The organism is Arthrobacter sp. 135MFCol5.1 (genome assembly GCF_000374865.1).
In the GTDB taxonomy this organism is placed as follows: Bacteria; Actinomycetota; Actinomycetes; order Actinomycetales; family Micrococcaceae; genus Arthrobacter.
Genome location: NZ_KB895464.1, coordinates 102,245 through 124,122, shown reverse-complemented (window position 1 = coordinate 124,122; position 21,878 = coordinate 102,245). Strand labels below are relative to the sequence as shown.

The following is a 21,878-nucleotide window of genomic DNA, read 5'->3' as shown; positions in this document are numbered from 1 at the left end:
GCGGCCCAGGATCCAGGCATTGAACTGTTCGTCATCCACCAGGTTCTGCGTCATCTCGGTGTGGATATACCCCGGCGCGATCCCGTTGACCTGCAGGCCGGACCCGGCCCACTCGGCCGTCATCGCCCGGGTCAGGTTCCGCAGCCCGCCCTTGGCCGCAACATACGGGGCAATCGTGGGGCGGGCCAGGTCCGTCTGCACCGAACAGATATTGATGATCTTGCCCCGGCCCCGCGGAATCATGCACCGGGCCGCCTCCCGCCCCACCAGGAACGCACTGGTCAAGTCCGTGGAAATCACCCGCTCCCAATCCGCCACCTCAAGGTCCAGCATCGGCACCCGATGCTGGATCCCGGCATTATTCACCAGAATCTCCAACGGACCCACATGCTCTTCGATCCACGCGATACTGCGGCCTGCCGCCTCACCATCGGTAACGTCAAACGCGACACTATGCACCCGGCCCGGGGCATAATCGGCGGCCATCGCCGCCTCGGCCTCCTTGAGCCGCTCCCCGTTGATGCCATTCAACACAACCGTTGCACCGGCGTCCGCCAACGCCCGGGCCAGCGACGAGCCGATACCGCGGCTCGACCCCGTCACCAACGCAACCCGGTCCGACAAATCAAAAAGTGAACTCATGCGAACGGTCCCTGCTGCACCAGGTTGACCGGGGTTTCGCCGGCGGCGAGGGCCTCAAGCTGCCGTTTCAGGAGTTTGAGGATCCGCGGCTCGAACGCTGACGCGTTGCCGCCAACGTGGGGGGTGATGAGGGCGTTGTCCGAGGACCAGAGCGGGTGGCCGGCGGGCAGCGGTTCGGGGTCGACCACGTCGATGGCGCAGTGCAGGCGGCCGGACACCACTTCAGCCGTTAGGGCGTCGGTGTCGATCACGGAGCCGCGTCCGACATTGACCACCAGGGCGCCGTCCGGCAGGGCGGCCAGGACCTTGGCTCCCACCAGGTGGTGGGTCGCCTCGGTGAGGGGAAGGACGGAGACCAGGATGTCGTGGTCGGCGGCGAGCGCTGCGAGTTCATCCGGACCGTGGACCCGGCCGTCCGCATCGGTCCGTGCGGCGCTTCCCACCCGGGTCAGTGTGACTTCGAAAGGCTCCAGGCGGCGGGCCAACTCCTTCCCGATTCCGCCGATGCCCAGCAGCAGGACCTTCCGGTCGGCCAGCGACTGGCGGCGTTGCGGGTTCCAGCGTTCGGCCTGCTGGTCCCGGACAGCCTGGTCAATGCCGCGCAGTTTGGCGAGGATGAGGCCAACGGCCAGCTCCGCGGTGGCAGCCGCATGGACGCCCGAGGCGTTTGCCACCCCGGCGGCCGGACCTGCTGCCTCGCGGACGCCGTCGAACCCTGTTGACTGTGTTTGCACGAACTTCAGGTCCGGGACGCTGCCAAGGGAACCCAGCACGGCGCCGGCATTGAGGTACGGCAGAATGACCCCGTCGATGCTTCCGTGGGCCTCGTCAGGGGCCCCTTGCATGTCCCAAACCACTCCCGTCAGTCCCTCCGGGAGCGGGGACAATTCAGCCAGGAGCTGGGGTTCGGGGAAACTGACGGTTTGCACGTGCTGCATCGTTGAAGGCCTATCGGTTGGTGGGAAGGTGCTGCGGGGATCGTTATGCGTCGCGGCGGTCGAAGGTGAGGCCACCCGGGACCTGGAAGGTGGGCATGAGTTCAAGCATGCCAACGTTGACGTGGCGCGGGGTTTCGATGGCGTAATCAAGGGCATTGACGATGTCGTCCGTGGTGAGTGATTCGTAGCCCTCGTAGTAGGTCTGCCAGGCTTCTTCCATGGCCTCGGGGCTGCCGCCCAGGTTGCGGCCGAAGATTTCGGTTTCCACCCGGCCGGGGCAGATTTCGGTGACGCGAATGCGCTTGCCGACCGTGTCGTTGCGCAACTGCCGGGAAATCTGGTGCACCGCGGCCTTGGTGGCGTGGTAGGCGGTGTGGCCGTAGAAGTTGTAGAGCCCGGCGATCGAACTGATGTTGACCACGTGGCCCAAATCGCGCTCCACCATGCCGGGCAGCACCAGCCGCGTGAGCTGCAGCAGGCCGCGGAGGTTGACGTCGATGAGTTCGTCGATGTCCTGCTCGGAGGAGTCCAGGATGTTGCCTGTCCGGGAGACGCCGGCGCAGTTGACCAGGACGTCCACCTTGAGGTCGCGGACGACGCCGGCCAGGGCGGCGGTGTCGGTCAGGTCCACTACATGCGGGACTGCTCCCGTGCGGTCGGCCAGTTCGGCGAGGCGTTCCTCGTTGCGGGCCACCGCGTGGACGGTCAGTCCGCGCTTGGCGAGACGCTCGGCGATCGCCGCGCCCATGCCGGTGGACGCTCCGGTGACGAGGGCTGTGGTGTAGTCGGAAAAAGGCACAGGGACTCCAAAAGTGGTAGGTGGCGGGGCTTTTAGGTCCGGCAATGGACTGGACGTTGTGGCCCCCCGGTTGGCAGGGGTTAGGGATCGCGCGGCAGTCTGTGGGTGCGGTCCTGGGCGGTGGGACGGTCAATCATGATGTTCAGGCTCCTGACGCCGGGCTGAGTTCGTGCCAACGCTGGCCGGCGCCGACCCCGAGGAGTCCGAAGACCGTGTTCACGGTGTTCCGGAGTCTGTCCAGTTCCAGGCAGGCTGTGCGGTGCATGGCTGTTGCTTCAGCCACGGTTGTCTTCCTGAAGGTGACGGTGTGTCCGGGCCTGGATTGCGCCAGGACATCCAGGGAGCGGCTAGTGACGACCCCCAGGACCGGATAGCCCGCCGTTACGCCCCGTCCCCGGTGCAGGACCAGCAGTTCGTCCCGGGACGGAACCTCGATGGCCCCCACCGGGACACCGCGGGAGAGGACCTCGGAGGTGAGCTGGCGTTCGGGCAGTGCGCCGCCGAGCCGGAGTCCGATGTGGTTGCTTCGGGGGCTCACTGCGTACTGCGTGGTGAAAAGCAGGTCTGCGGTGTCGCCGAATTCGGCTACGTCCGGCCCGTCGGTGACGTCGATGACCGGGTGGGTGGTGAATTCCGGCTTTGCCAGCCCCAGCCGGAACAGGGGCAGGCCGAAGTGCGGCTGGGTGATGGGTGCGGTGGTCTTTTGCGTTGCAAGCATGGTGCCTTCAACAAGTTTCAGTCCGAAGCCCACCACCGTGTCCGGTGCGCAACTGCCCAGCAGCGTGGGGACGGTGAAGGATCCGCGGACGGCGATGTAGGCCCGGAGACCGGTGCGGATTCCGCGGACCGTCACTGTTTCGCCGGCCCGGACGGAGACGGGCTCCCATTGGGGGCAGTCGCGGCCGCCCACCGAGAGGTCCAGCGGGGCGCCGGTCACGGCGATCAGCAGGTCCGTGGTGGCGCGCATCCTGAAGTCCAGGGCGGTGAGTTCCAGCAGCGGATCGTTGTCCCCGTTGCCGGCCAGGATGTTCGCGGCCTTGGCCGAGAACTGGTCCAGGGCCCCGTTGACGGGAAGTCCGAATGCAGGACCCTTTGTCCGGCCAAGGTCGGTGACGACAGAGTGTCCGGGCTGGAGGACGATCAGTGCCCCGGTCATGGCCGGGCCTCCAGGAACTGCCCCTCGTACTTTTCGAAGTCCTCCGCTGGAATGCGGTAGAAGCGCAGTTCATCGCCGGGGACGTAGGGCACCAGTGGTTCGCGTGCTGCGTCCAGGACCGTCAGGGGGGTCTGGCCGATGACACACCAGCCTCCTGGTGCGACGGCGGGCGCGATCACGGCCTGGCGTCCGGCCACGGAGACTGCACCGGCGGGTACGGAGAGCCGCGGGTCCTTGAGCCTGGGGACGGGGACCGGGAAGTCTGGTCCGTCCATCATGGGCGAGCCTGCCGGCGCTCCGAGGCAGCGGATGACGTAGGTCTTGGCCGTGTGCCGGGCGATCACGTCCTGGACATCCAGGCCCTGGTGCTCTGCCACGCTTTCCAGGTCCGGCCCGTAGCTGCCCCCGTACACGACGGGTACCTCGAAGCGGCGCGGCTCGCGCAGGGTGGTGCCCACAAAGTCCAGCTGGCGCATCCCCAGGAGGATGAACGCCCTGACCTGGCGGGCGGAGGTGAGGTAGGGATCGAATTCCACCAGGACGGAGTCGTACGTGGGAACGGCGCCATGGATGCCGTCGACGCCGACGCTGGCCAGCCAGCCGGCCAGGGAGTGGACCGTGGCCCAGTTGGTTTCTGCGTCGCCGGACTGTGCCACCACACGCAGGGCGGCGTCGCCCGACTCGTAGATGTCCAGCATTGTTCGGCTGGTTGTCGTTGCGGCGGCCATGGTCAGGAAACCTTTTGCTTTGCGGCGAGCACCTGTGCCAACGGGGCGATGGTGACGCCTGCGGCGATCAGTTCGCTGCGGACCAGGCGGGCAAGTTCGACGGCGCCCGGGTTGTCGCCGTGGAGCAGCACCGTGTCGGCATGGATGGCGATGTGGCTGCCGGAGACTGTTTCGATGAGTCCTTCGGTCACCATCCGCACGGTGCGCCGGACAATGGCGGAGGGGTCGTGGATCACGGCGCCGGGCCGGCTGCGCGGCACCAGAGTCCCGTCATCCTGGTAGGCGCGGTCCGCGATGCCAACGATGGCCACCCGCAGGCCGCGCTCCGCCGCTGCAGTGGCGAGTTCACCGTCCTGCGCCAGGATGATCAGCTTCGGGTCCACCCGGGCGGCGGCATCTGCTACGGCCCGGGCGTAGTCCGCTCGGGTGGCCACCAGGTTGCCCAGGCGGCCGTGGGGAGCCAGGTGGGAGACGGTACCGCCGTGGTAGGCGGCAAACGCCGACAGGGCACCCAGCTGGTAGATGACGTCGTTGCGGACTTCGTCAGCCGTGAGGTCCATGGCGCGGCGGCCGAAGCCGCGAAGATCCGGGAAGCTCGGGTGGGCGCCGATGCCGACTCCCGTCCTGACACATTCAGCCACGGTGGCGTCCATGATGTCAGGGTCCCCTGCGTGGAAGCCGCAGGCGATGTTGGCGCTGGACACGATTTCCAGCAGGGCTTTGTCGTCACCGATCGAGTAGGCGCCAAAACCTTCACCAAGATCCGCTACGAGATCGACTGTGGGCATTGCGGGCCTTCCTCTGCTGGTGCTGCGGGTGTAAATCAGTGTGGCATCGGGATTGGAGCCACACAAAGACGAATGCGGTATCACGCTATAGGGAACAGTTATGACCTTTTGAGGCGCCATTGGCGACCCAAAAAATTCAACCGGACCATGTTTAGTGACGCCAAGACTGGTCTTTCCAGCAAATTGTTTCCCTGCTTATGCACAAAACATATGCCGGCATCAAAACCGGTGATGGCTTGGGTGGGGATAGAATGCTCTGGTCATTGGAAAGTCATCTGCAATTAACCTATGCCCGAGACTCGGATCACACAAAGACGTATTGCCTGTCCCGCCATAGCGCCAACGTATGACCCCGCAGGCTGTGCCGTCCCCGGCTGGAAAAGAGGAGCGCTATGGACACCCGGAAGCTGGCGTACTTCGTGAAGATCGTCGACTCAGGAAGCATCACGAAGGCGGCCGCCGCCCTCCACGTCGCCCAGCCGGCGCTGAGCCAGCAGGTGTCGGCCCTGGAAACGGAGCTGAAGCAGCGGCTCCTGATCCGGAGCAAGCAGGGCGTGGAGCCCACGGCGGCCGGCCATACCCTGTACCGGCATGCGCAGACCATCCTGCGGCAGGTGGAGCAGGCCAGGATCGATGTGGCAGCTTCAGGAGCTGCACCTTCAGGCCGCGTCTCCATAGCAATCGCTCCCTACAGCATGGCCTCAAGCCTCACTCCGCGGATTATCCGCGAAGTAGGACGGCGCTACCCAGACATCGTGCTGCACCTGACCGAGATTTACGGCGGCGTGCTCAGCGAGGCCATCAAGAACGGGCGGCTGGACATGGCCCTCATCTATGAACCGGGGCCCATCCGGGGCGTGCAGTTCACCACCCTCATCGTCGAGGACCTGTACCTGGTGGTCAACGCCGCGCGGGAGCTTCCGGTGGACCCAGGGGCCGGCACCATCGCCCTGGAAGCGGCGGCCACCCTGGGCCTGTTCCTGCCCGAACGGATCCACACCCTGCGCCAGGTGGTGGAGGCGGGCTTCGACAGCAAGGGCCTCACGCTGCACCTGGTAGGGGAAGTGGAATCGGTGCCGTCCCTGACCAGGTTGCTGCGCAGCGACCTGGGTGCGACCATCCTGCCCAAGTCGGCCGCGGATGCACTGTTCCACGAGGAGGACTTCCGGGTCCTGCGGATCACCGGGCCTGCATTGCAGTGCAAGATCGCGCTGTGCACTCCGGACCACGAACCGCTCTCCGAGGCCGGTTCCGCCGTACTGCTGGTACTGAAGGAAATGCTCCAGGAAATGCTGCGCAGCAAATACCAGCCGCTTTCCAGCGAAAAACCCTCCGCCGCCGCGGATGCGTCATAAGCGGCCCTTATCAGGTCACGCTCCATTAGTCTTATCCATGGAATTTACTGCGTCCTAGGATAAAAGCCATAAAGGTTCGCCAACGGCGTTTACCCGGCACAAATGATTTCCTTGGAGCCCAGCATGAAAAAAATCACCAGCCTGCAATACCGGAATTCCTCTGAACGACGGATCCAGCTCAAGGCCAGCACCGGTTCGCATTGCCCCACCAATGGTTTCTGGCGGGCCGAAGACGGCGCAGCTTCGGATCCGGTATTTGTCTTCGAGGGCAGCATGATGCCGCCGGGCAAGCGGGGATCCACCATGTGGTACCTGGACGACTCCCAGGTGGGGCCGCCTGCGTACCTTCTTCCGGGGATGAACTGAGGTGGCGTGAACCACCGCACCGCCGGCGGCCAAGAAGGCCCGGAGTTCCGAAAGGAACGCCGGGCCTCTCTGCTTTAACCCCATCGGGGGGGGTGGAGCTACAGCGCAGGCTCCAATTCGGCGTCCTCCACCAGCAGGCCTTTGGCCTTCAGCACGTCGGTCAGTTTGCACAACTCGATGGTGGTGCCGCCTTCCTTATACCGGCGGATGAGGTCGTCCTCAGCGTCCACGCGTGCCTGCGACAGCTTGATGACTTCCTCGATCTCATCCTTGCGGACCACCACCACGCCGTCGGCATCACCCAGCAGGACATCGCCCGGGTAGACAATTTCGTCGCCGAACACCAGGGGATGGTTGATCGGGCCAATGGTTTCCTTGACGGTCCCCTTGATGCAGACACTGCCGGAGAACACCGGCAATCCGAGTTCAATCAAATCCTTGGTGTCGCGGACACCTGAATCCGTGACCATACCCGCCAGGCCTTTCGCCTTCATGGCGTTGCCCAGCACGTCGCCGAATGTCCCGGCTTCCTCGTACTCACCGGCTGCCACCAGGACAACGTCACCCTTCCGGGCGTAGTGGATGGCCACCTGAAGCATCAGATTGTCCCGCGGTGCACAGACCACGGTGACGGCGGGGCCACAGAAGGACATGCTGCGGTCAATCGGCTTGATCTTCGAACTCAGGGCACCTTTGCGGCCCTGTGCTTCATGCACTGTGGCAGAGGAGAACTTGGAAAGTCGCTGAACGGCGTCTTCGGAAGGGCGGTCGAATTTCGTTTTGACATGGATCATGAGGTACTCCTGTTTTGTAGAAAGCGTGGGCAGAGTAGTGGTTGGGTCAGGCCAGCGCCCTGACGGCCTTTTCGATGGCAGCGATGGCATCGTCGATCACCGGCAGCCCGGTGGCATAGGAAATCCGGAAGTAGGGGCTTAGTCCGTACGCCGATCCCTGGATGACGGCAACTGATGCCGCTTCCAGCAGGTACAGCGTGAAGTCCTCGTCGTTGCTGATCTGCCTGCCATCGGGCGTCGTCTTGCCGATGACCCCGGCGCAGTTGATGTACGCGTAAAAGGCGCCTTCCGGCGTCGCGCACTGCAGGCCATTGACCGCGTTCAGCCCGGAGACTGCCGCATCACGCCGTTCGCGGTACACCTCCACGCTTTCGCGGACGAATGCGTGGTCTCCGGTGAGTGCCGCGGCGGCAGCCGCCTGGCTGATGGAGGACGGGCAGGAGGACATCTGGGACTGCAGCTTGTTGATGGCAGCCACCAGGGGCGCCGGTCCGCCGGCGTAACCCAGCCGCCATCCGGTCATCGCGTAGGCCTTGGAGACCCCGTTGGTGACCAGCACACGGTCCTTAAGCTCAGGGGCAACAGCCACGAGACTGGTTATGGGCTCTTCGCCGAAGTGGATCTCGTCGTAGATCTCATCGGTGAGGACATAGACGCCAGGGTGGTCCTTGAGGACGGCGGCCAGGCCTGCCAGTTCTTCGCGGGAGTACACCGCTCCTGTGGGGTTGGAGGGCGTGTTGAGGATGACCCACTTGGTGCGCTCCGTCAGTGCGCCTGCCAGTGCCTCAGGGGTTAGTTTGAAACCGGTGTCCTCACCACAGGAAACGATGACGGGGGTGCCTTCGTTGGCGAGCACCATGTCCGGGTAGGAGACCCAGTACGGTGCGGAAATGACAACCTCGTCGCCCGCGTCGAGGGTGGCCATGAATGCGGTGAAGATGACCTGCTTGCCGCCTCCCCCGATGGTGATTTCGCCGGCGGTGTAGTGCTGCCCGGTTTTGCGGTGCAGCGTCTGCAGGATGGCCTTTTGCAGTTCGGGCGTCCCGGTGACCGAGGTGTACTTGGTTTCACCACGGTCGATGGCTGCGGCGGCAGCGTCCTTGATGTGCTGGGGCGTGTCGAAATCCGGCTCGCCGACCGTCAGGTCCAGGATCCGGCGGCCCTCGGCCTTGAGCTCCCGGACACGGGCCGCCGCGGCAACGCTGGGTGAGGATTTGATACGGGTTACGCGTGATGCGGGCACGAATTCAGGCATGGTGTCTTCCAGGCTTCCGGTACGGATGGGGGTGGTTCATTTGAGCCTAGGGAAGGAGCCGCCCCCTTGGATAAGACCTAAAGTGCGTGGACAGATAAGCAGCCCTTATGACGGAGCACCTAGAAGTTTCGCCTATTGCTCCACGCACTTTCGGTATTGCCCTGCCGGCTTGCCCGGGTCGTAACCTGCAGGGTGGATCACGGGCCCACCGAACGCAACGCGCCGCTACCTCCCGCGACGCCTTCAATGCGATGGGCCGAACCGCAGGAGAGGTACGCCTGCCGGCGGGAGGCCGCGCGGCATGCAAACTCAAACGGAGACAAGGAGCAGAGGTGCCCGGCAGAAAAACTCACGATCGGATACCTCCGCGTACAGCCGGCACCGGAACGGGTGCGGCCGGCGTGGCAGCGTACCGGTACCGCGGCGTCCCGAAGCCGGACCCCGCAACCGCCCGAGCCCAACAAGCCTTGGCCATGCTGGCCCAGCTGAGGACGACCCTCGCACTTCGGTCCAGCAGGGTACGTGCCCTCACCGCCGAGTTAGGCGATTGCCTTGCCCAGGCCGTGTGCGATGGCGTGAAGGTTGCCGCGGTAGCGAAGGCCGCCGGACAGCCCGCAGCCAGTATCCGGTCTGCCGCCCTGGCACGCGGCGAACTGTACCCTTCCGGCCAAACCCGAAGCGGGCATCTTCATCTCATTGCGGGATTGGCGTCGGAGCTTGCGGCAGCCGAGGGCGCCCGGAGTGCAGCGGAAGACGAACGAACGCGGGTACTGGCTTTGGCCAGAAAATCCCGGCTCCTCGACGACTACCAACTTGCCGGGGCAAGCGGGCTCAAGTCCGACGAAATCCGCAAAATGACCAGGGGCGTCGGCTTGCGTGTAGCCCAGCCGCAGTAATCGTCCCGCCTGATCCCCGGCCGGCGGCCCAGCGGGCCTTCCGCTCTCCCATCCCCATTCCACGGCGGGCTTCCGTGTTGTCCAAGGTCTCCGGCTCGTCGACTCCAAGCCATAACGAATCGCTATGTAGGTACATAAAAGCCGACTTTGTGTGACCCATACCGCAAACGTTAACTTGATGTTTGAGGCCGGTCCGCAAAGCCGTCAACACGATTTGCGAGAGAGCTCACAGCAGGACCAACAGGACATTCCATTCAAGATCTCTTTCCGAGAGCCCAGGTTTAGCGGCAACCGGTGTTCACCCATCACCCACGGAGACGAAATGACAGAAACCACACTTCCCAGGAAGACCCCGGTCAAGGCCGCAATCGCGGCCTGGATCGGCACGACGTTGGAGTACTACGACTTCGCGGTGTATGGCACCTCGTCGGCGTTGGTTTTGAACGTGCTCTTCTTTTCACCCGATCTTCCCCAGGGCCTCAGCGTGCTGCTCGCCATGATCACCTTCGCGGTCGGCTACGCGGTACGCCCCCTCGGCGCCCTCATCCTGGGACCGCTGGGCGATCGTCGCGGCCGCAAGTTCGTCATGATGATCACACTGTTCGGCATCGGCGGCTGCACCTTCCTGATCGGGTGCCTGCCCACGTACGCCCAAATCGGTCCTCTTGCTCCGATCTTGCTCGTGCTGATCCGCGTCATCCAAGGACTGTGCCTTTCCGGTGAGCAGCCCAGTGCCATCACCATGAGCCTGGAGCATGCTTCCGAAGGCCGGCGCGGGTTCCTCGCGAGCTTCACCACCTTGGGTTCCTCCTCCGGCACGCTGCTCACCCTGCTGGTGTTCATCCCGATCGCCGCCATGCCCTCGGAGCAGTTGCTGAGCTGGGGTTGGCGGCTGCCGTTCTGGGCCTCCGCCCTCGTCGTCGTCGCTGCCTACCTGATCCGCCGCCACATCGAGGAGCCGCCGGAGTTCGTAAAGGCCCAGGCCGCCAAGGTGAACGCTGCTCCCCTCCGGCATCTTCTGCGCTTCCACTGGCGTGCTGTGCTGCGGATCGTGTTCTGTGCCCTCATCGCGGGCACCAGCTACATGATGCAGACCTTCTCGGTGGCATTCGGTACCGCCGGATACAAGCTGGATAAGCCGACCATGCTCCTGACGACTAGCGTCTCGGCCGTGATCGCGCTCGGCATCACACCCCTGGCTGGATTCCTTGTGGACAAGATCGGCCGCAAGACGATGTTCCTCATCGCAACGGGCGGCGTGGGCGTCACGATGGCGCCCTATCTGTGGTCAATCACGACCGGCAACTGGTCGCTGATCTTCCTGTTTGGCATCATCAACTACTCCCTTTTCTACTCGATGGTGAACGCGTCCTGGCCGTCATTCTTCGCAGAGATGTTCCCCGGCCGGCTGCGCGTCTCCGGACTCGCCCTTGGGACCCAGGTCGGCTTTGCCATCTCGGGCGTCATCGGCCCCGTTCTCTCGACAGCACTCGCTGGCCCCGACCTGAAAGATTGGGTCGGACCGTCCATGGTCGCGCTCGGGTTCATGGTCCTGGCAGGAGCCTCAGCCCTGACCGCCAAGGAGACCAAAAAGTACACCCTCAAGGAGATCGACGAGGTGCAGCAGAGCGAACGGGAAACGTCCGTCCTCACGGCCGCGGCCATGTCCCCAACCTCAGCTGCCCGGGGCCTCGCCGGTTAGCCGAATAACGGGATGACAGGTTATCTCCCTTGAGATGATCACGGACTCGCTGTGCGTCCCACAACGTTGATTCCGTTGTGAACAAGTGAAGACCTCTTAGTGACGGCACCAACAGCCAACCACTAAGGGGTCTTCCTGTTGCCGGGGCCGCCGCACCACAAATACCCGCGTACCCTGGTTCCAGTCCGGAAGACCCTGGCCCGCCGCCCCAATAAGTGCTGGGATAGTGCTGGCGATGTGGAGGCGATGGCGATGGCACGGTTGGACGGGCGGATTGCGGTGGTGACCGGGGCGGCCGGCGGTATTGGACGGGCGGTTGCTGCCGGCCTTGCCCGCGACGGGGCCGCCGTCGTGGTGGTGGCCCGCAGCCGGGCCCGCGCCCTGGCGGCCATGGCGGATATCCGGACGCGCGTCCCGGCCGCGGAGCTGGAGCCCCTGGCCTGTGACCTGTCGCTGCAATCGTCCATCCGTGAGGCCATGGCCGAGCTGAAATCCCGTCACGAGCGGGTGGACGTCCTGGTGAACACCGCCGGCGTATTCCGGAAGGAACGCCAGGAAACCGCGGAAGGGCTGGAGCTCACCTTTGCCACGAACGTTGTGTCCTATTTCCTGGTGACCGGACTCCTCCTGGATGCCCTTAAGAAGGGTGCCACAGCTGCCCTGCCGTCACGCATCATCAATATCGCTTCCAAATACGGCAACGTCAGGCTCCCGTTCGATGACCTGCAGACCGCCACGGGCAAATATAGTTTCCTCCGTTCCACGCCACCCACCATGCTGGCCCGGATCCTGCTGACGCAGGAGTTTGCCGAACGGCTGCGCGGCACGGGCGTGGTGGCCAATGCGGTGCACCCGGGGCTGGTGCGGAATACAGGGCTGCTGCAGGACGTGGGCGGTCCGTTGCGCCGGCTGACCAACACGCTGGGCAAATCGGCGGAACGGGCCGCGGACACGCCGCTGTGGCTGGCAACCTCGCCCGAGGCTGCAGCCGTGACCGGCAAGTTGTGGGCGAAGCGGAAACAGCTTCCCACCCCGGGCATGGGCTCGGACCCGGAAGCCAGGCGGCGGTTGTGGGAGGCGTGCGTGCGCCTGGCCGGTACGGATTTCGCGTGAACGGCTCCCGGACGGCAACGGACGGGCCAACGTAGCGGGCAGGGAATTTGTTGACGCGCCCCTGCGTTGTCGATCTGTCCAGAACAATCTGGACAACTGCAGCTCGACAGGAGAAAACACCACATGTCAGTTGACTACGACGCTCCGCGGGTTACTCCCGAGGAAGAGCCGAACGTCGCTTTGGAGGAGCTGAAGTCCGATAAGTCCGGCCGCCGGGAGGCCAGTCCCGACATGGACGAGACGGACCTCGCGGACAGCTTCGAGCTGCCCGGCGCGGATCTTTCCAACGAGGAACTCCTTATCCAGGTGGTCCCGGTGCAGGCCGATGAGTTCACCTGCATGTCCTGCTTCCTGGTCCACCACCGCAGCCAGCTGGCCCGGGAGAAGGACGGCAAGAAGTACTGCAAGGAATGTGAGGGATAGCCGGCAGGCAGGCCGGCCAGGTTCGGATTCCAACCATTGGAATCCGGGCTCGTGGACGGAGCGTGTGGAAGCCATGATGTAGGTCACGCTCCGGCAAGGGCCGGCCGACTGGAAAGAAGGAAACCATGTCCCTCAGCGTTGAGGAAATGAACAAGCAGCTCCCGGTGGCCAACGCGCTGCCCGGCGAGGCAGTCCCGTACTACATGGCGTCCGGCGAGGGCGCACGCTACGAGATCAACGGCCAGCTGGTGACAGTCATCGCCCGCGCCGCCGATACCGGAGGGATCTTCAGCGCAGCCTACGTTTCCGGCGGCATGGGAGCCGAATCCCCCTTTGTCAGCCACAGCATCGAGCACAAGACGCTCTATGTGTTCGATGGAATCCTGCACGTCTGGCTGCCTGGCGAGAGCCGGATCCTCACGCCGGGCGACTCGGTGGTCATCCCCCCGAACACCCCGCACGCCTACCGGATGGCGAGCCACTACACCCGGTTCCTGAACTGGATGACTCCCGGCGGCGGCGAAAAGTACTACGAGCGGGTGGGAACGCCCATCGATTCGCACGTCCCGCCGGCCAGGCCCGGGCACAAGGCCAGCCTGCAGGAGCAGGCCGAGGTGGGCGCCGAGTTCGGCATCACGTTCCCCGACGTTGAGCGCGTGGCGCCGTCGTTCAAGCACGACGCCGGCCTGCCGCCCACGCAGAGCCCCTACTTCCTTAGCGCCGGCGAGGGTGAGCGGCTGGCCAGCTACCAGACGATGTTCACCTACCTGTCCCGGCCCGCCAACACCGGCTCGAACTACTTCGCCGTGCACACCAAGGGCGCCAAATCCCCCTACATTCCGCTGCACTTCCACTCACAGCACACGGAGAACTTCCTCTGCACCGAAGGCCGGATGTGGCTCTACGCCAACGGCCGCGAGATGCTGCTGACCAAGGGTGACTTTGTGCACGCCCCCGCGGGCACCGTCCACTCGTTCGCCCTCGACGCCCACAACACCCAGATGGTGGGCTTCCTGACGCCATCGGTCTTCAACGGGTTCTTCGAGTACTTCAACCAGCCCACCGAGGACTACATGTACACCGAGGGCGGCGAACCCTACATGGACATGGAGGGTTTCGGCCGCGCCCAAGCCGAAATGGACCTGACGGTGGTGGGGCCGCCGCCCCAGCGCCGCGCAGCCCTGGACATCCCCTAAGCCGCACCACAGAAGGCCCGGACTTCCGAGAGGAAATCCGGGCCTTCCCTGTGTTACCGGGTGGTTTGCCTGACGAGTTCCCGGCCGTAGTCGTTGCCGTTGGGCGTGCGGACCACGGTGTGCATGTGGAACGGGGCAGGTTCGTCGTTGCTGAGGAACACGCCGGTGTGGTGGTCCAGTTCCAGCACCACCACAGGGCTTTGCAGGCGGAAGTAGAAGGCCTCCCCGCCTTCCCAGCCGCCGATCCAGCTGAAGTACGTTTCGCCGTAGTGCTCGCGGATTTCGCGGCGACGGGCTGCGCGCGGGCCTTCCGGGAGGTACGCGATGAAATCATCCACCACCGCGTCCAGCAAAGCGCGCGCCCCGGAGGGCATATCAGCAGCCCGGATGCCCTCGTACGGGATCACCCGGTTGTCCTGGAAACAGCCGCCCAGGTGCCGTTCGTCCCCGGGGTGGAGGCGGCCTTCCGGCATGGCAGGGTCCACCATTGCCCCGTAGACAACGGCGCGGGAGCGCAGCTCGGCTGGCAGGGCGCCCATCAGTTCCCGGGCCAGGGCGATGCGGTCCTTGAATACTTTGACGCCCCGGTGCGGGCCGGCGTCGATCATGTCCGGCTCGGCGCCCATGAACACCGGCGAGATGACCAGCTGGGTCCCCGCGACCAGGCAGTTCAGCGCCGCGTGGTGGCCAAAGAGCTGCCACCCCCACGGTACGGTTTCTGACGGCCCGCCGTAGAGGGCGAAGTTGTAGCTGAACTCGTTCATTAGCAGCGGCAGTTCCACCAGGTCACCCAGGAAGCCGTTGATGCGCATCAGGTTCCGCACCAGTTCAAATCCTTCGGCGCTCAGGCTGGCCTCCACCACCCCAAGCACGGCGTCGCGCACCGCGGGTTCCAGTTCATCGAGCCGGAGGCCGGTGTCGTGCTGCATGAACTCCGGGTTGGCCCAGCTCTGCCATTCGGGGGCGTCCACCGCATAGCTGAGCTTCCGGGCCAGGTCAGTGTCCAGGGTGCCCAGGAGTTTGCGGGCTGCCGCCACCATCTGCGCGGTGGGCGCTTCTTCGCCGGGCCGTGCCGGTGCGAGCGGGTACAGGCCTTCCCGGCGAATGCCGTCGCTGGTGATCCCGGTGAAGGGCTGCGGGTAGAGCTGCTGCCACCCTTCGATCATGGGCCCGGCGAACGAATCGGTCTTGGCGGCTTCCGCGTACTCGCGGGCGTCCAGTCCGCGGATCCCAGCGACGCGCGGGTGGTCCGGGGAGAACAGGTAGTCACGGAAGGACGGCGTCTGCACGGATGCTCCTGAGGGTCTCGAGGGAAGTGGGCGACCATCCGGCCGCCACGGACAAGGCGGCGCCTGCGGCAGCGGCGGAATTGCCCCGCCACGCCACGTGCTGGTCCGGGCGGACCAGCAGGGTGCCGGCGCCCCATACCTGCGAAAGGTGCGTGCCGTCGTCGGAAGGTCCGACGACTGCGACGGTCACCGGAACGCCCGTCCGGGCGGCGGCCGCCAGCACCGGCTGGGCGACTTCAGCCGCGGTCGCGCCTGCCGCACCGGCGTCCACCAGCAAGGTGAATCCGGTGCCCAGATGGCTGTACAGGGAGGTGCCGTCCGCCAGCCATGCGTGCGGCAGCAGGGCGCCCGGGCTGGCGGAAGGTACGTAGCGGATGGGGTCTTCGGCCGGGACTGGCAGGCCGTCGGGAACCACGAGGGCCGACTCCGCGTACGAGTAGCCCAGGACCAGGCCCAGGGAGTCGAACTCGCTCTGCTTCACGGCCAGTGCCGCGTTGGCGGCCCGCCGCGCCGCGTCGCCCCGTGCTCCTGGGGCCGCGAGGTGGGTGTCCGCGAAGTGGTACGCCAGGGCCTTGCCGTTTTCGGCGGCGTCCCGGATGGTGCGGGCGGCCACCGGGCGGCGTTCCTCCCCATAGCTGGGCAGGAGTCCGGGGCCGGCCCAGCCGTTGATGGCGGCGGCGAGCTTCCAGGCCAGGTTGGCGGCGTCGCCGATGCAGGTGTTGAAGCCGTGGCCGCCCCACGGCGGGTTCAGGTGTGCGGCGTCGCCCACCAGGAAGATGCTGCCGTGGCTGTACTCCGGGGCCAGCAGCATCCGGGCGGTCCACGGGTCGGTGGCCACCACGTCAATGTCCACCTCCGCGCCCACGAGGGAGCGGACCATCGCGGCGGCATCTTCCGTGGTGACGTTGACGGCGGGATCCACGCCCTGGACGATCGCCCACCAGGTGCCTTCCAGGTCCATGGGCCCCACCATGCCGGAGGTTTCGGACCCCACCACCCAGTACTGGACGGCCGGGTCCAGTGCGATGGCGGATGCCAGGGACTGCGAGCGGAACAGGATGCTGACGTTGGACAAGGCCGCGGAGCCGCCTTCCAGCCGCAGCCCCAGGCTGCGGCGGACGGTGGAGGACCCGCCGTCGGCTCCGATCAGGTACCGGGCGCAGATGGTGCGGCAGTCACCGGAGGAATCAGTGACGACGACGGCGTGCGGCCCGGTGGCATCGCCGCCGGCGGGGCCGGCATCGGTGACAGACCACCCGGTGACGAAGGTGACCAGGGGGTTGTCCGTTGCGGCGTTGCGGAGGACTTCCTCAAGGACCGGCTGCGGCACCTGCTGGCCGCACTCGGGTTGCGGCCCGTACCGGCCGGGGACCAGTTGGAAGGCGTTGCGGAACCGGCGCAGTTCGTGGGCGTCGGAGCCGGTGAGCCCGGTGCAGAAGATCACGTCCTGCCCGTAGTCCACCGGCAGCGGCGCCGCGCCCCGAAGCAGGTCCGCGAGCCCAAGCCGACGCAGGTGGGTCATGGTGCGGGCGTTGGTGGTCTTGGCCCGCGGCCGGGTGTGGTCCACGGCGGTGCGGGGTTCGATGACGGTGCTGGCAATGCCGCGGGAGGCGAGGTCCAATGCCAGGAAGAGCCCGCTGGGGCCGCCGCCGGCGATGAGGACCTGCGCCTCCGCCGGAAGGTCTACAGCGTGATGGGATGCGGTCATCAGGCACGGCTCCGCAGGGAAAGGTCCCCCACCGGCGTGGTCAGCGTGCCGAGCTTCTCGATCTCCACTTCCACGGTGTCGCCGGGCTGGAGGAGCCACTGCGGGGTGCGGGCATAGCCAACGCCGTCGGGGGTGCCGGTGGCGATGACGTCGCCGGGGTGCAGCGTGAACGTCTGGCTGATGAGGGCGATGATGGCGGGGACGGAGAAGATCATGTCCCGGGTGTTGCCGTTCTGGGCCTCGATACCGTTGACGCGGGTGCGGACCTGCAGGCCGTCGCGGAGGTCCCCCACCTCGTCACGGCTGACCAGGGGACCCAGCGGCCCGCTGAAATCGCCGTTCTTGCCCAAGGTCCACTGCGAGGTGAGCTTCTGGGCCCTGCGGGAGGTGATGTCGTTGAACGTGGAGTAGCCAAAGACGGCGTCGCCGGCGGCGGATTCGTCCACTGACTCGACCCGGCGGCCAATGTAGGCGGCCACTTCGCCTTCCCAGTCCAGCCCGTCTTCACCGGCGGGGACGGGGACCGGGACGTTGCCCACCGACAGGGACGCCGTCCAGCGGGCGAACAGGGTGGGGTACGGGGGCAGTTCCTGGTCCTTGAAGCTGCCCTCGGCAACGTGTGCCTTGTAGTTCAGCCCGACGCAGATGACCCGGGCCGAGGCCGGGACCAGCGGCACCTCGGTGACGCTGCGGCGCTCAAGCCAGGCGCCGGCGTCGGACGCTTCACTGCCCGCCGCGCCGGCAACCAGGCCCGCGGCCTTGTCCTGCCAGCCCTCGGCGTCGGCCCAGAATCCGGGGACGGGTACGAGCGGGAGGACGCGAGAACCGGCGAGGGCGGCTGCCCAGGGTTCGCCGTGGTGGGTGATGCCGATGAACTGCATGGGGGCCTTTCAGGTCCGGTTCCCGGAGTGCGCGTACACACCGGGCAAGGGTTGGGAAATCAGTGCAGGTCCGCCTGGCGGCGGAAGAACTCGATGGTGGCGGTGGTTGCCTGTTCCGCGGCCGTGGTGCTGCGGTCCGGGAGCTGCCACATGTGGTCCGCGTCCTCCAGCAGGAGGAGGTCGACGACGTTTCCGGCGGCTTCCAGCGCGGCGGCGAAGGTGGTGGACTGTTCCACGGGGACGAAGCGGTCGTCCGTGCCATGGATCAGCAGGAACGGCGGCGCGGCCGGGTGTACGTAGGTGGCCGGACTGGCGGCGCGTGCTGTGGCGGGGGCATCCGCCGGCTGGGCACCGATCAGGAGGGATTCACGGGAGCCGGGGTCGTCGGCGCTTGCAACGGCGTCAGGCCGCGCCTGGGACCCCATGGCCACTAGGTCCGTGGGCGGGTACCAGGCCACGACGCCGGCCACGCGGCTGTCCCCGTCAGCGTCGGGGCTATGGGCAGGGTCCACAAAATCCGCGCCTTCTGCCGTCAGGCCGAGGAGACTGGCCAGGTGGCCGCCGGCGGAGTCACCCCAGGCGTAGATCCGGTCCGGGTCCACCCCGTACCCGGCAGCGTGGGCCCGGAGCCAGCGGACGGCTGCTTTGGCGTCCAGCAGTTGCGCCGGGAAGGTGGCGGTGTCCGTCAGGCGGTAGTCGGCCGAAGCCACCACGAAGCCGGCGGCCGCGAGCTGCTCGATAGGGCTGAGCCCGAACCCGTCCACGCCAGGTCCCAGGGAGGACCGCTCCCCCGTCCGCCAGCCGCCGCCGTGGAAATGGACGACGGCGGGCAGGCCGGCCTGGCGGCTGCCCCTGCCTCCCGCAGGCGCTGCCGCCGGAACGTAAAGGTCCAGCAGCAGCGGGTCCGCGTTCTGTGGCCGGCCGAACTCGATCCCCCGGAGGATCCGCAGTGCCGTCATCGTTGACTCCATGTGTGCCGCGCCGTTTCTGTCCTGTTGCCTCTGTCCCGGCGTTGCCGGGCGCCGGACCAAGGTGTGGTCCGCGTTTATGGACTCAACTGTGGGGCATGGGCGGGTCCGGATGCGCGGGTGGTTTCACTGAATGAAACTGGTTCGCTGAGGACCGAACGGTGACTGGCAGGAGCCCGGGGTTGACCCCGACGACGATTCGGTCAGCGTGTTTCCTGCGCCTGTGCCTGGTCCTTCAACGGACGCCTGGCCAGCCACGCCGCAACGATGGCGCCGGAGATGTTGTGCCACAGGGAGAAAACGGCGGACGGGAGTGCCGCGAGCGGGGTGAAGTGGGCGATGGCCAGCGTCGATGCAAGGCCGGAGTTCTGCATCCCCACTTCGAACGCCAGGGCACGGCGGGCCTTGTCGTCCAGGCGGCCCAGCTTGCCGGCCAGGTAGCCCAGGCCCAGGCCGAAACCGTTGTGGAGCACCACGGCAAGGAACACGATGGCACCGGCGTCGAGGATCTTGTTGGCGCTGCCGGCCATCACGATGGCCACGATCAGGGAGATCACGACGGCGGAGGCCCAGGGCAGCGCGGGCAGCACCTTCGCGACGAGCTTCTTGAGGAACAGCCGGGCCAGCAGTCCGGCGACCACGGGCAGGAGCACCGTCTTGACGATGTCCAGAACCATGCCGGCGGCGTCGATCTGCAGGTACGAGCCGGCCAGGAACAGGACCAGCAGCGGCGTGACGATCGGGGCGATCAGGGTTGAAACGGAGGCGACGGCGACCGAGAGGGCAACGTCGCCCTTGGCGAGGAACGCCATCACGTTGGAAGCGGTTCCGGAGGGTGCGCAGCCCACCAGGATGACACCGACGGCGAGTTCGGGGTTGAGGTTGAGGGCTCCGGCGATGAGCCAGCCGGCACCGGGCATGATGACGTAGTGCGCCACGATTCCGAGGGCCACCGCCCACGGCCGCTTGGCCACCGCCGCGAAATCCGGCGGGGTCAGGGTCAGGCCCATGCAGAACATGATGATGCCCAGCAGGTAGGGCACGCCCTGTCCCATGGGCTTGAAGACTCCGGGGAGCAGGAAGCCGGCGATGCCTGCGGCCACCACCAGGAGCGGGAACACCGTCACCGCGATGCGGGCGATCCGGCTTTCCGCTTCCAGCGCAGGGTTGGCGGGTGCCCCGTCCGGGGAATTCTGGGGTTTAGTTGCCTCAAGCATCCAATCATGGTGACACCGGCCGGCCGGGCTCCGCCAATTGATGACCGGGAAGGGTAACAACGGCGGAGCCCTGCCGCGCCAGGACGTTCACCCGTCAGAGCTGTTTGCGGAGCTCCATCTTGCGGATCTTCCCGCTGGCTGTGCGGGGCATCTCTGCCACCACCACCAGGGACTTGGGGATCTTGTACCGGGCCAGCCGGCCGTCGAGGAAGCTCCGCAGCTCGTCCGCCGTCAGGGATTCGCCCTCGCGCAGGGTCACGATCGCCTGCGGCACCTCGCCCCATTTGTCATCCGGAACGCCGATAACGGCCACGCTCCCCACGGCGCTGTGCTCGGCGATGACAGCCTCCACCTCGGCCGGGTAGATGTTCTCCCCGCCGGAGATGATCATGTCTTTGAGCCGGTCGGAGACAAACAGGAAGCCTTCCCCGTCCCGGTAGCCCATGTCGCCGGAACGGAACCAGACCGAATCGGCGTAGCTTCCGGCCGTCGCCTCAGGCCGGTTCCAGTACTCCTTGATCACGTTGGGCCCGGAGATCTGGATCTCCCCCACCTCCCCGGGAGCCACGGCGCCGCCCATGGGATCGGCGATCCGGACGTCCGTGAAGAAGTGCGGCTGGCCCGCCGAACCGGCCTTCTCCCGTGACCGCGCCACGGGAAGCATGGTGGCGCCCGGCGCTGTTTCGGTCATGCCGTAGCAGCTGGTGAACCCGATGCCGCGGTCCTCGTACGCATCCAGGACCCGGCGGGGAATGGCGGAGCCGCCGCACGTGAGCTTGTCCAGGGAGCTGAGGTCCGCCCCTTCCCAGCCCGGGTGCTCGCAGAGCAGCTGGAACGTGGTGGGCACCCCGTTGAGGGTGGTCACCTTGTGCTGCTCGACCAGTTCCAGGACCCTGGCGGGATCGAACTTCGCCTCCAGCACCACGGTGGCACCCTTCAGGAGCATCGGCAGCAGGCCCATGTCCAGCGATGCCACATGGAACAGTGGTGAGATCATCAGTGCCACATCGTTGCGGTTCAGGTCCATGTCCACGATGGTGTTGATGCAGTTCCACGTGATGTTCCCGTGGGTCAGGAGCGCACCCTTGGGTTTCCCGGTGGTCCCCGAGGTGTAGAGGATCATTGCCCCGTCATCGTGCCCCACCGGCACGTCGGGGTGGTCCGGCGCCGCCGCCTGCAGCGCCTCTTCGTAGCGTTCCACCGTGACGGAGTGCTCGACGCCGGCCGGTGGCTGGGCGTCGGAAGGTTCCGTCCCGCCGTCGGCCGCTACAACCAGGCGATGGGTGACCCCTGTCCCCTCCACCGCGGCGGAAGCGGACGGTTCCAGGGCGGCCGCGTTGACCAGGAGCCGGGCCCCGGAATCCTGCAGCTGGAACTGAAGTTCAGGCGGAGCCAGCCGGGTGTTGAGCGGGACGAAGATGGCGCCCAGCAGGCCGCAGGCGAAGAAGGTCTCCACGAAGGACGGGTGGTTCTCGCCCAGGTAGGCCACCCGGTCGCCCTTTGCCACTCCCCTGTCCCGGAGTGCGTTGGCCAGGCGGTCGGCCCGCTCGGCCAGTTCCTCGTAGCCAAGGGTGCTGGTTCCGGAAATGAGGGCTGCCTTGGAACCTGATTTGTGCCGGCGGCGCTGCAGCCAGGATCCAACTCCGTTGTTGTCCATGGTTCTC

The 21,878-nt window shown here is 66.2% G+C and carries 21 protein-coding genes; 7 read left to right on the top strand and 14 right to left on the bottom strand.

Annotation, left to right across the window (positions count from 1 at the left end; all coding sequences use genetic code 11):
• From C563_RS0117100 to C563_RS0117075, 6 genes are all read right to left on the bottom strand, one after another.
• A partial coding sequence (locus C563_RS0117100; protein ID WP_018763294.1) for an SDR family NAD(P)-dependent oxidoreductase occupies positions 1 to 642 on the bottom strand: 642 nt, incomplete at its 3' end.
• On the bottom strand, positions 639 to 1,580 hold the full coding sequence (locus tag C563_RS0117095) for a 2-hydroxyacid dehydrogenase (RefSeq protein WP_018763293.1): 942 nt from the start codon (positions 1,578 to 1,580) through the stop codon (positions 639 to 641). The genes C563_RS0117095 and C563_RS0117100, both read right to left, overlap by 4 nt.
• Positions 1,581 to 1,623: 43 nt before the next feature.
• Positions 1,624 to 2,379, bottom strand: a complete 756-nt coding sequence (locus C563_RS0117090) for an SDR family oxidoreductase (RefSeq protein WP_018763292.1) — start codon at positions 2,377 to 2,379, stop codon at positions 1,624 to 1,626.
• A gap of 142 nt (positions 2,380 to 2,521) precedes the next feature.
• Positions 2,522 to 3,535, bottom strand: a complete 1,014-nt coding sequence (locus C563_RS0117085) for a biotin-dependent carboxyltransferase family protein (protein ID WP_018763291.1) — start codon at positions 3,533 to 3,535, stop codon at positions 2,522 to 2,524.
• On the bottom strand, positions 3,532 to 4,263 hold the full coding sequence (locus tag C563_RS0117080; protein ID WP_018763290.1) for a 5-oxoprolinase subunit B family protein: 732 nt from the start codon (positions 4,261 to 4,263) through the stop codon (positions 3,532 to 3,534). Before C563_RS0117080 ends, C563_RS0117085 begins: the two co-directional genes overlap by 4 nt.
• Positions 4,264 to 4,265: 2 nt before the next feature.
• Entirely contained in the window at positions 4,266 to 5,051 is a 786-nt protein-coding gene (locus C563_RS0117075) for a LamB/YcsF family protein (protein ID WP_018763289.1), read from the bottom strand.
• Between the two features lie 392 nt (positions 5,052 to 5,443).
• Between C563_RS0117075 and nac the strand changes: the two genes are divergently transcribed.
• Together nac and C563_RS0117065 are read left to right on the top strand one after the other, a co-directional pair.
• A complete protein-coding gene (gene nac, locus C563_RS0117070; protein ID WP_018763288.1) occupies positions 5,444 to 6,406 on the top strand; it encodes a nitrogen assimilation transcriptional regulator NAC in 963 nt (320 codons plus the stop codon).
• A gap of 123 nt (positions 6,407 to 6,529) precedes the next feature.
• Positions 6,530 to 6,772, top strand: a complete 243-nt coding sequence (locus tag C563_RS0117065) for a hypothetical protein (RefSeq protein ID WP_018763287.1) — start codon at positions 6,530 to 6,532, stop codon at positions 6,770 to 6,772.
• A 98-nt stretch (positions 6,773 to 6,870) separates the two neighbouring features.
• Here C563_RS0117065 and C563_RS0117060 read toward each other — a convergent pair whose 3' ends face one another.
• Both C563_RS0117060 and C563_RS0117055 read right to left on the bottom strand, forming a co-directional pair.
• On the bottom strand, positions 6,871 to 7,566 hold the full coding sequence (locus C563_RS0117060; RefSeq protein WP_018763286.1) for a 4-carboxy-4-hydroxy-2-oxoadipate aldolase/oxaloacetate decarboxylase: 696 nt from the start codon (positions 7,564 to 7,566) through the stop codon (positions 6,871 to 6,873).
• 46 nt (positions 7,567 to 7,612) lie between these two features.
• Entirely contained in the window at positions 7,613 to 8,821 is a 1,209-nt protein-coding gene (locus C563_RS0117055; protein ID WP_018763285.1) for an aspartate transaminase, read from the bottom strand.
• A 332-nt stretch (positions 8,822 to 9,153) separates the two neighbouring features.
• Here C563_RS0117055 and C563_RS0117050 point away from each other — a divergent pair, with 332 nt between their 5' ends.
• The 5 genes from C563_RS0117050 (at position 9,154) to C563_RS0117030 (ending at position 14,151) form a co-directional block, all read left to right on the top strand.
• Positions 9,154 to 9,717 (top strand): hypothetical protein, encoded by a 564-nt coding sequence (locus C563_RS0117050; protein ID WP_231369917.1) that lies wholly within the window; start codon positions 9,154 to 9,156, stop codon positions 9,715 to 9,717.
• Between the two features lie 322 nt (positions 9,718 to 10,039).
• The gene (locus tag C563_RS0117045; protein ID WP_018763283.1) at positions 10,040 to 11,419 is read left to right on the top strand and encodes an MFS transporter; all 1,380 of its coding nucleotides are present in this window, start codon (positions 10,040 to 10,042) and stop codon (positions 11,417 to 11,419) included.
• A gap of 252 nt (positions 11,420 to 11,671) precedes the next feature.
• Positions 11,672 to 12,532: an SDR family NAD(P)-dependent oxidoreductase gene (locus tag C563_RS0117040; protein ID WP_231369916.1), complete on the top strand. Its 861-nt coding sequence runs from the start codon at positions 11,672 to 11,674 to the stop codon at positions 12,530 to 12,532.
• 123 nt (positions 12,533 to 12,655) lie between these two features.
• The gene (locus C563_RS0117035; RefSeq protein ID WP_018763281.1) at positions 12,656 to 12,955 is read left to right on the top strand and encodes a DUF4193 domain-containing protein; all 300 of its coding nucleotides are present in this window, start codon (positions 12,656 to 12,658) and stop codon (positions 12,953 to 12,955) included.
• 125 nt (positions 12,956 to 13,080) lie between these two features.
• Complete coding sequence (locus tag C563_RS0117030) at positions 13,081 to 14,151, top strand: quercetin 2,3-dioxygenase (protein ID WP_018763280.1); 1,071 nt, start codon at positions 13,081 to 13,083, stop codon at positions 14,149 to 14,151.
• A gap of 53 nt (positions 14,152 to 14,204) precedes the next feature.
• On the opposite strand, the gene C563_RS0117025 is transcribed toward C563_RS0117030, so the two are convergent.
• The 6 genes from C563_RS0117025 to C563_RS0117000 form a co-directional block, all read right to left on the bottom strand.
• Entirely contained in the window at positions 14,205 to 15,440 is a 1,236-nt protein-coding gene (locus tag C563_RS0117025) for a DUF3500 domain-containing protein (RefSeq protein ID WP_018763279.1), read from the bottom strand.
• Positions 15,418 to 17,148, bottom strand: a complete 1,731-nt coding sequence (locus tag C563_RS0117020; protein WP_018763278.1) for an FAD-dependent monooxygenase — start codon at positions 17,146 to 17,148, stop codon at positions 15,418 to 15,420. The genes C563_RS0117025 and C563_RS0117020 overlap by 23 nt, the downstream gene beginning before the upstream one ends.
• Complete coding sequence (locus tag C563_RS0117015; protein WP_018763277.1) at positions 17,148 to 18,029, bottom strand: fumarylacetoacetate hydrolase family protein; 882 nt, start codon at positions 18,027 to 18,029, stop codon at positions 17,148 to 17,150. Before C563_RS0117015 ends, C563_RS0117020 begins: the two co-directional genes overlap by 1 nt.
• Positions 18,030 to 18,088: 59 nt before the next feature.
• Positions 18,089 to 19,060 (bottom strand): alpha/beta hydrolase, encoded by a 972-nt coding sequence (locus C563_RS0117010; protein ID WP_269208839.1) that lies wholly within the window; start codon positions 19,058 to 19,060, stop codon positions 18,089 to 18,091.
• A gap of 140 nt (positions 19,061 to 19,200) precedes the next feature.
• The gene (locus C563_RS0117005) at positions 19,201 to 20,214 is read right to left on the bottom strand and encodes a bile acid:sodium symporter family protein (RefSeq protein ID WP_018763275.1); all 1,014 of its coding nucleotides are present in this window, start codon (positions 20,212 to 20,214) and stop codon (positions 19,201 to 19,203) included.
• 94 nt (positions 20,215 to 20,308) lie between these two features.
• Entirely contained in the window at positions 20,309 to 21,871 is a 1,563-nt protein-coding gene (locus C563_RS0117000) for an acyl-CoA synthetase (RefSeq protein ID WP_018763274.1), read from the bottom strand.
• Positions 21,872 to 21,878 lie beyond the last annotated feature (7 nt).

Coding starts and splice junctions, on each gene's coding strand:
- C563_RS0117095 (WP_018763293.1), bottom strand. CDS start 1,580: ATGCAGCACGTGCAAACCGTCAGTTTCCCCGAACCCCAGCTCCTGGCT.
- C563_RS0117085 (WP_018763291.1), bottom strand. CDS start 3,535: ATGACCGGGGCACTGATCGTCCTCCAGCCCGGACACTCTGTCGTCACC.
- C563_RS0117080 (WP_018763290.1), bottom strand. CDS start 4,263: ATGGCCGCCGCAACGACAACCAGCCGAACAATGCTGGACATCTACGAG.
- C563_RS0117075 (WP_018763289.1), bottom strand. CDS start 5,051: ATGCCCACAGTCGATCTCGTAGCGGATCTTGGTGAAGGTTTTGGCGCC.
- nac (WP_018763288.1), top strand. CDS start 5,444: ATGGACACCCGGAAGCTGGCGTACTTCGTGAAGATCGTCGACTCAGGA.
- C563_RS0117065 (WP_018763287.1), top strand. CDS start 6,530: ATGAAAAAAATCACCAGCCTGCAATACCGGAATTCCTCTGAACGACGG.
- C563_RS0117060 (WP_018763286.1), bottom strand. CDS start 7,566: ATGATCCATGTCAAAACGAAATTCGACCGCCCTTCCGAAGACGCCGTT.
- C563_RS0117055 (WP_018763285.1), bottom strand. CDS start 8,821: ATGCCTGAATTCGTGCCCGCATCACGCGTAACCCGTATCAAATCCTCA.
- C563_RS0117045 (WP_018763283.1), top strand. CDS start 10,040: ATGACAGAAACCACACTTCCCAGGAAGACCCCGGTCAAGGCCGCAATC.
- C563_RS0117040 (WP_231369916.1), top strand. CDS start 11,672: ATGGCACGGTTGGACGGGCGGATTGCGGTGGTGACCGGGGCGGCCGGC.
- C563_RS0117035 (WP_018763281.1), top strand. CDS start 12,656: ATGTCAGTTGACTACGACGCTCCGCGGGTTACTCCCGAGGAAGAGCCG.
- C563_RS0117030 (WP_018763280.1), top strand. CDS start 13,081: ATGTCCCTCAGCGTTGAGGAAATGAACAAGCAGCTCCCGGTGGCCAAC.
- C563_RS0117020 (WP_018763278.1), bottom strand. CDS start 17,148: ATGACCGCATCCCATCACGCTGTAGACCTTCCGGCGGAGGCGCAGGTC.
- C563_RS0117015 (WP_018763277.1), bottom strand. CDS start 18,029: ATGCAGTTCATCGGCATCACCCACCACGGCGAACCCTGGGCAGCCGCC.
- C563_RS0117005 (WP_018763275.1), bottom strand. CDS start 20,214: ATGCTTGAGGCAACTAAACCCCAGAATTCCCCGGACGGGGCACCCGCC.
- C563_RS0117000 (WP_018763274.1), bottom strand. CDS start 21,871: ATGGACAACAACGGAGTTGGATCCTGGCTGCAGCGCCGCCGGCACAAA.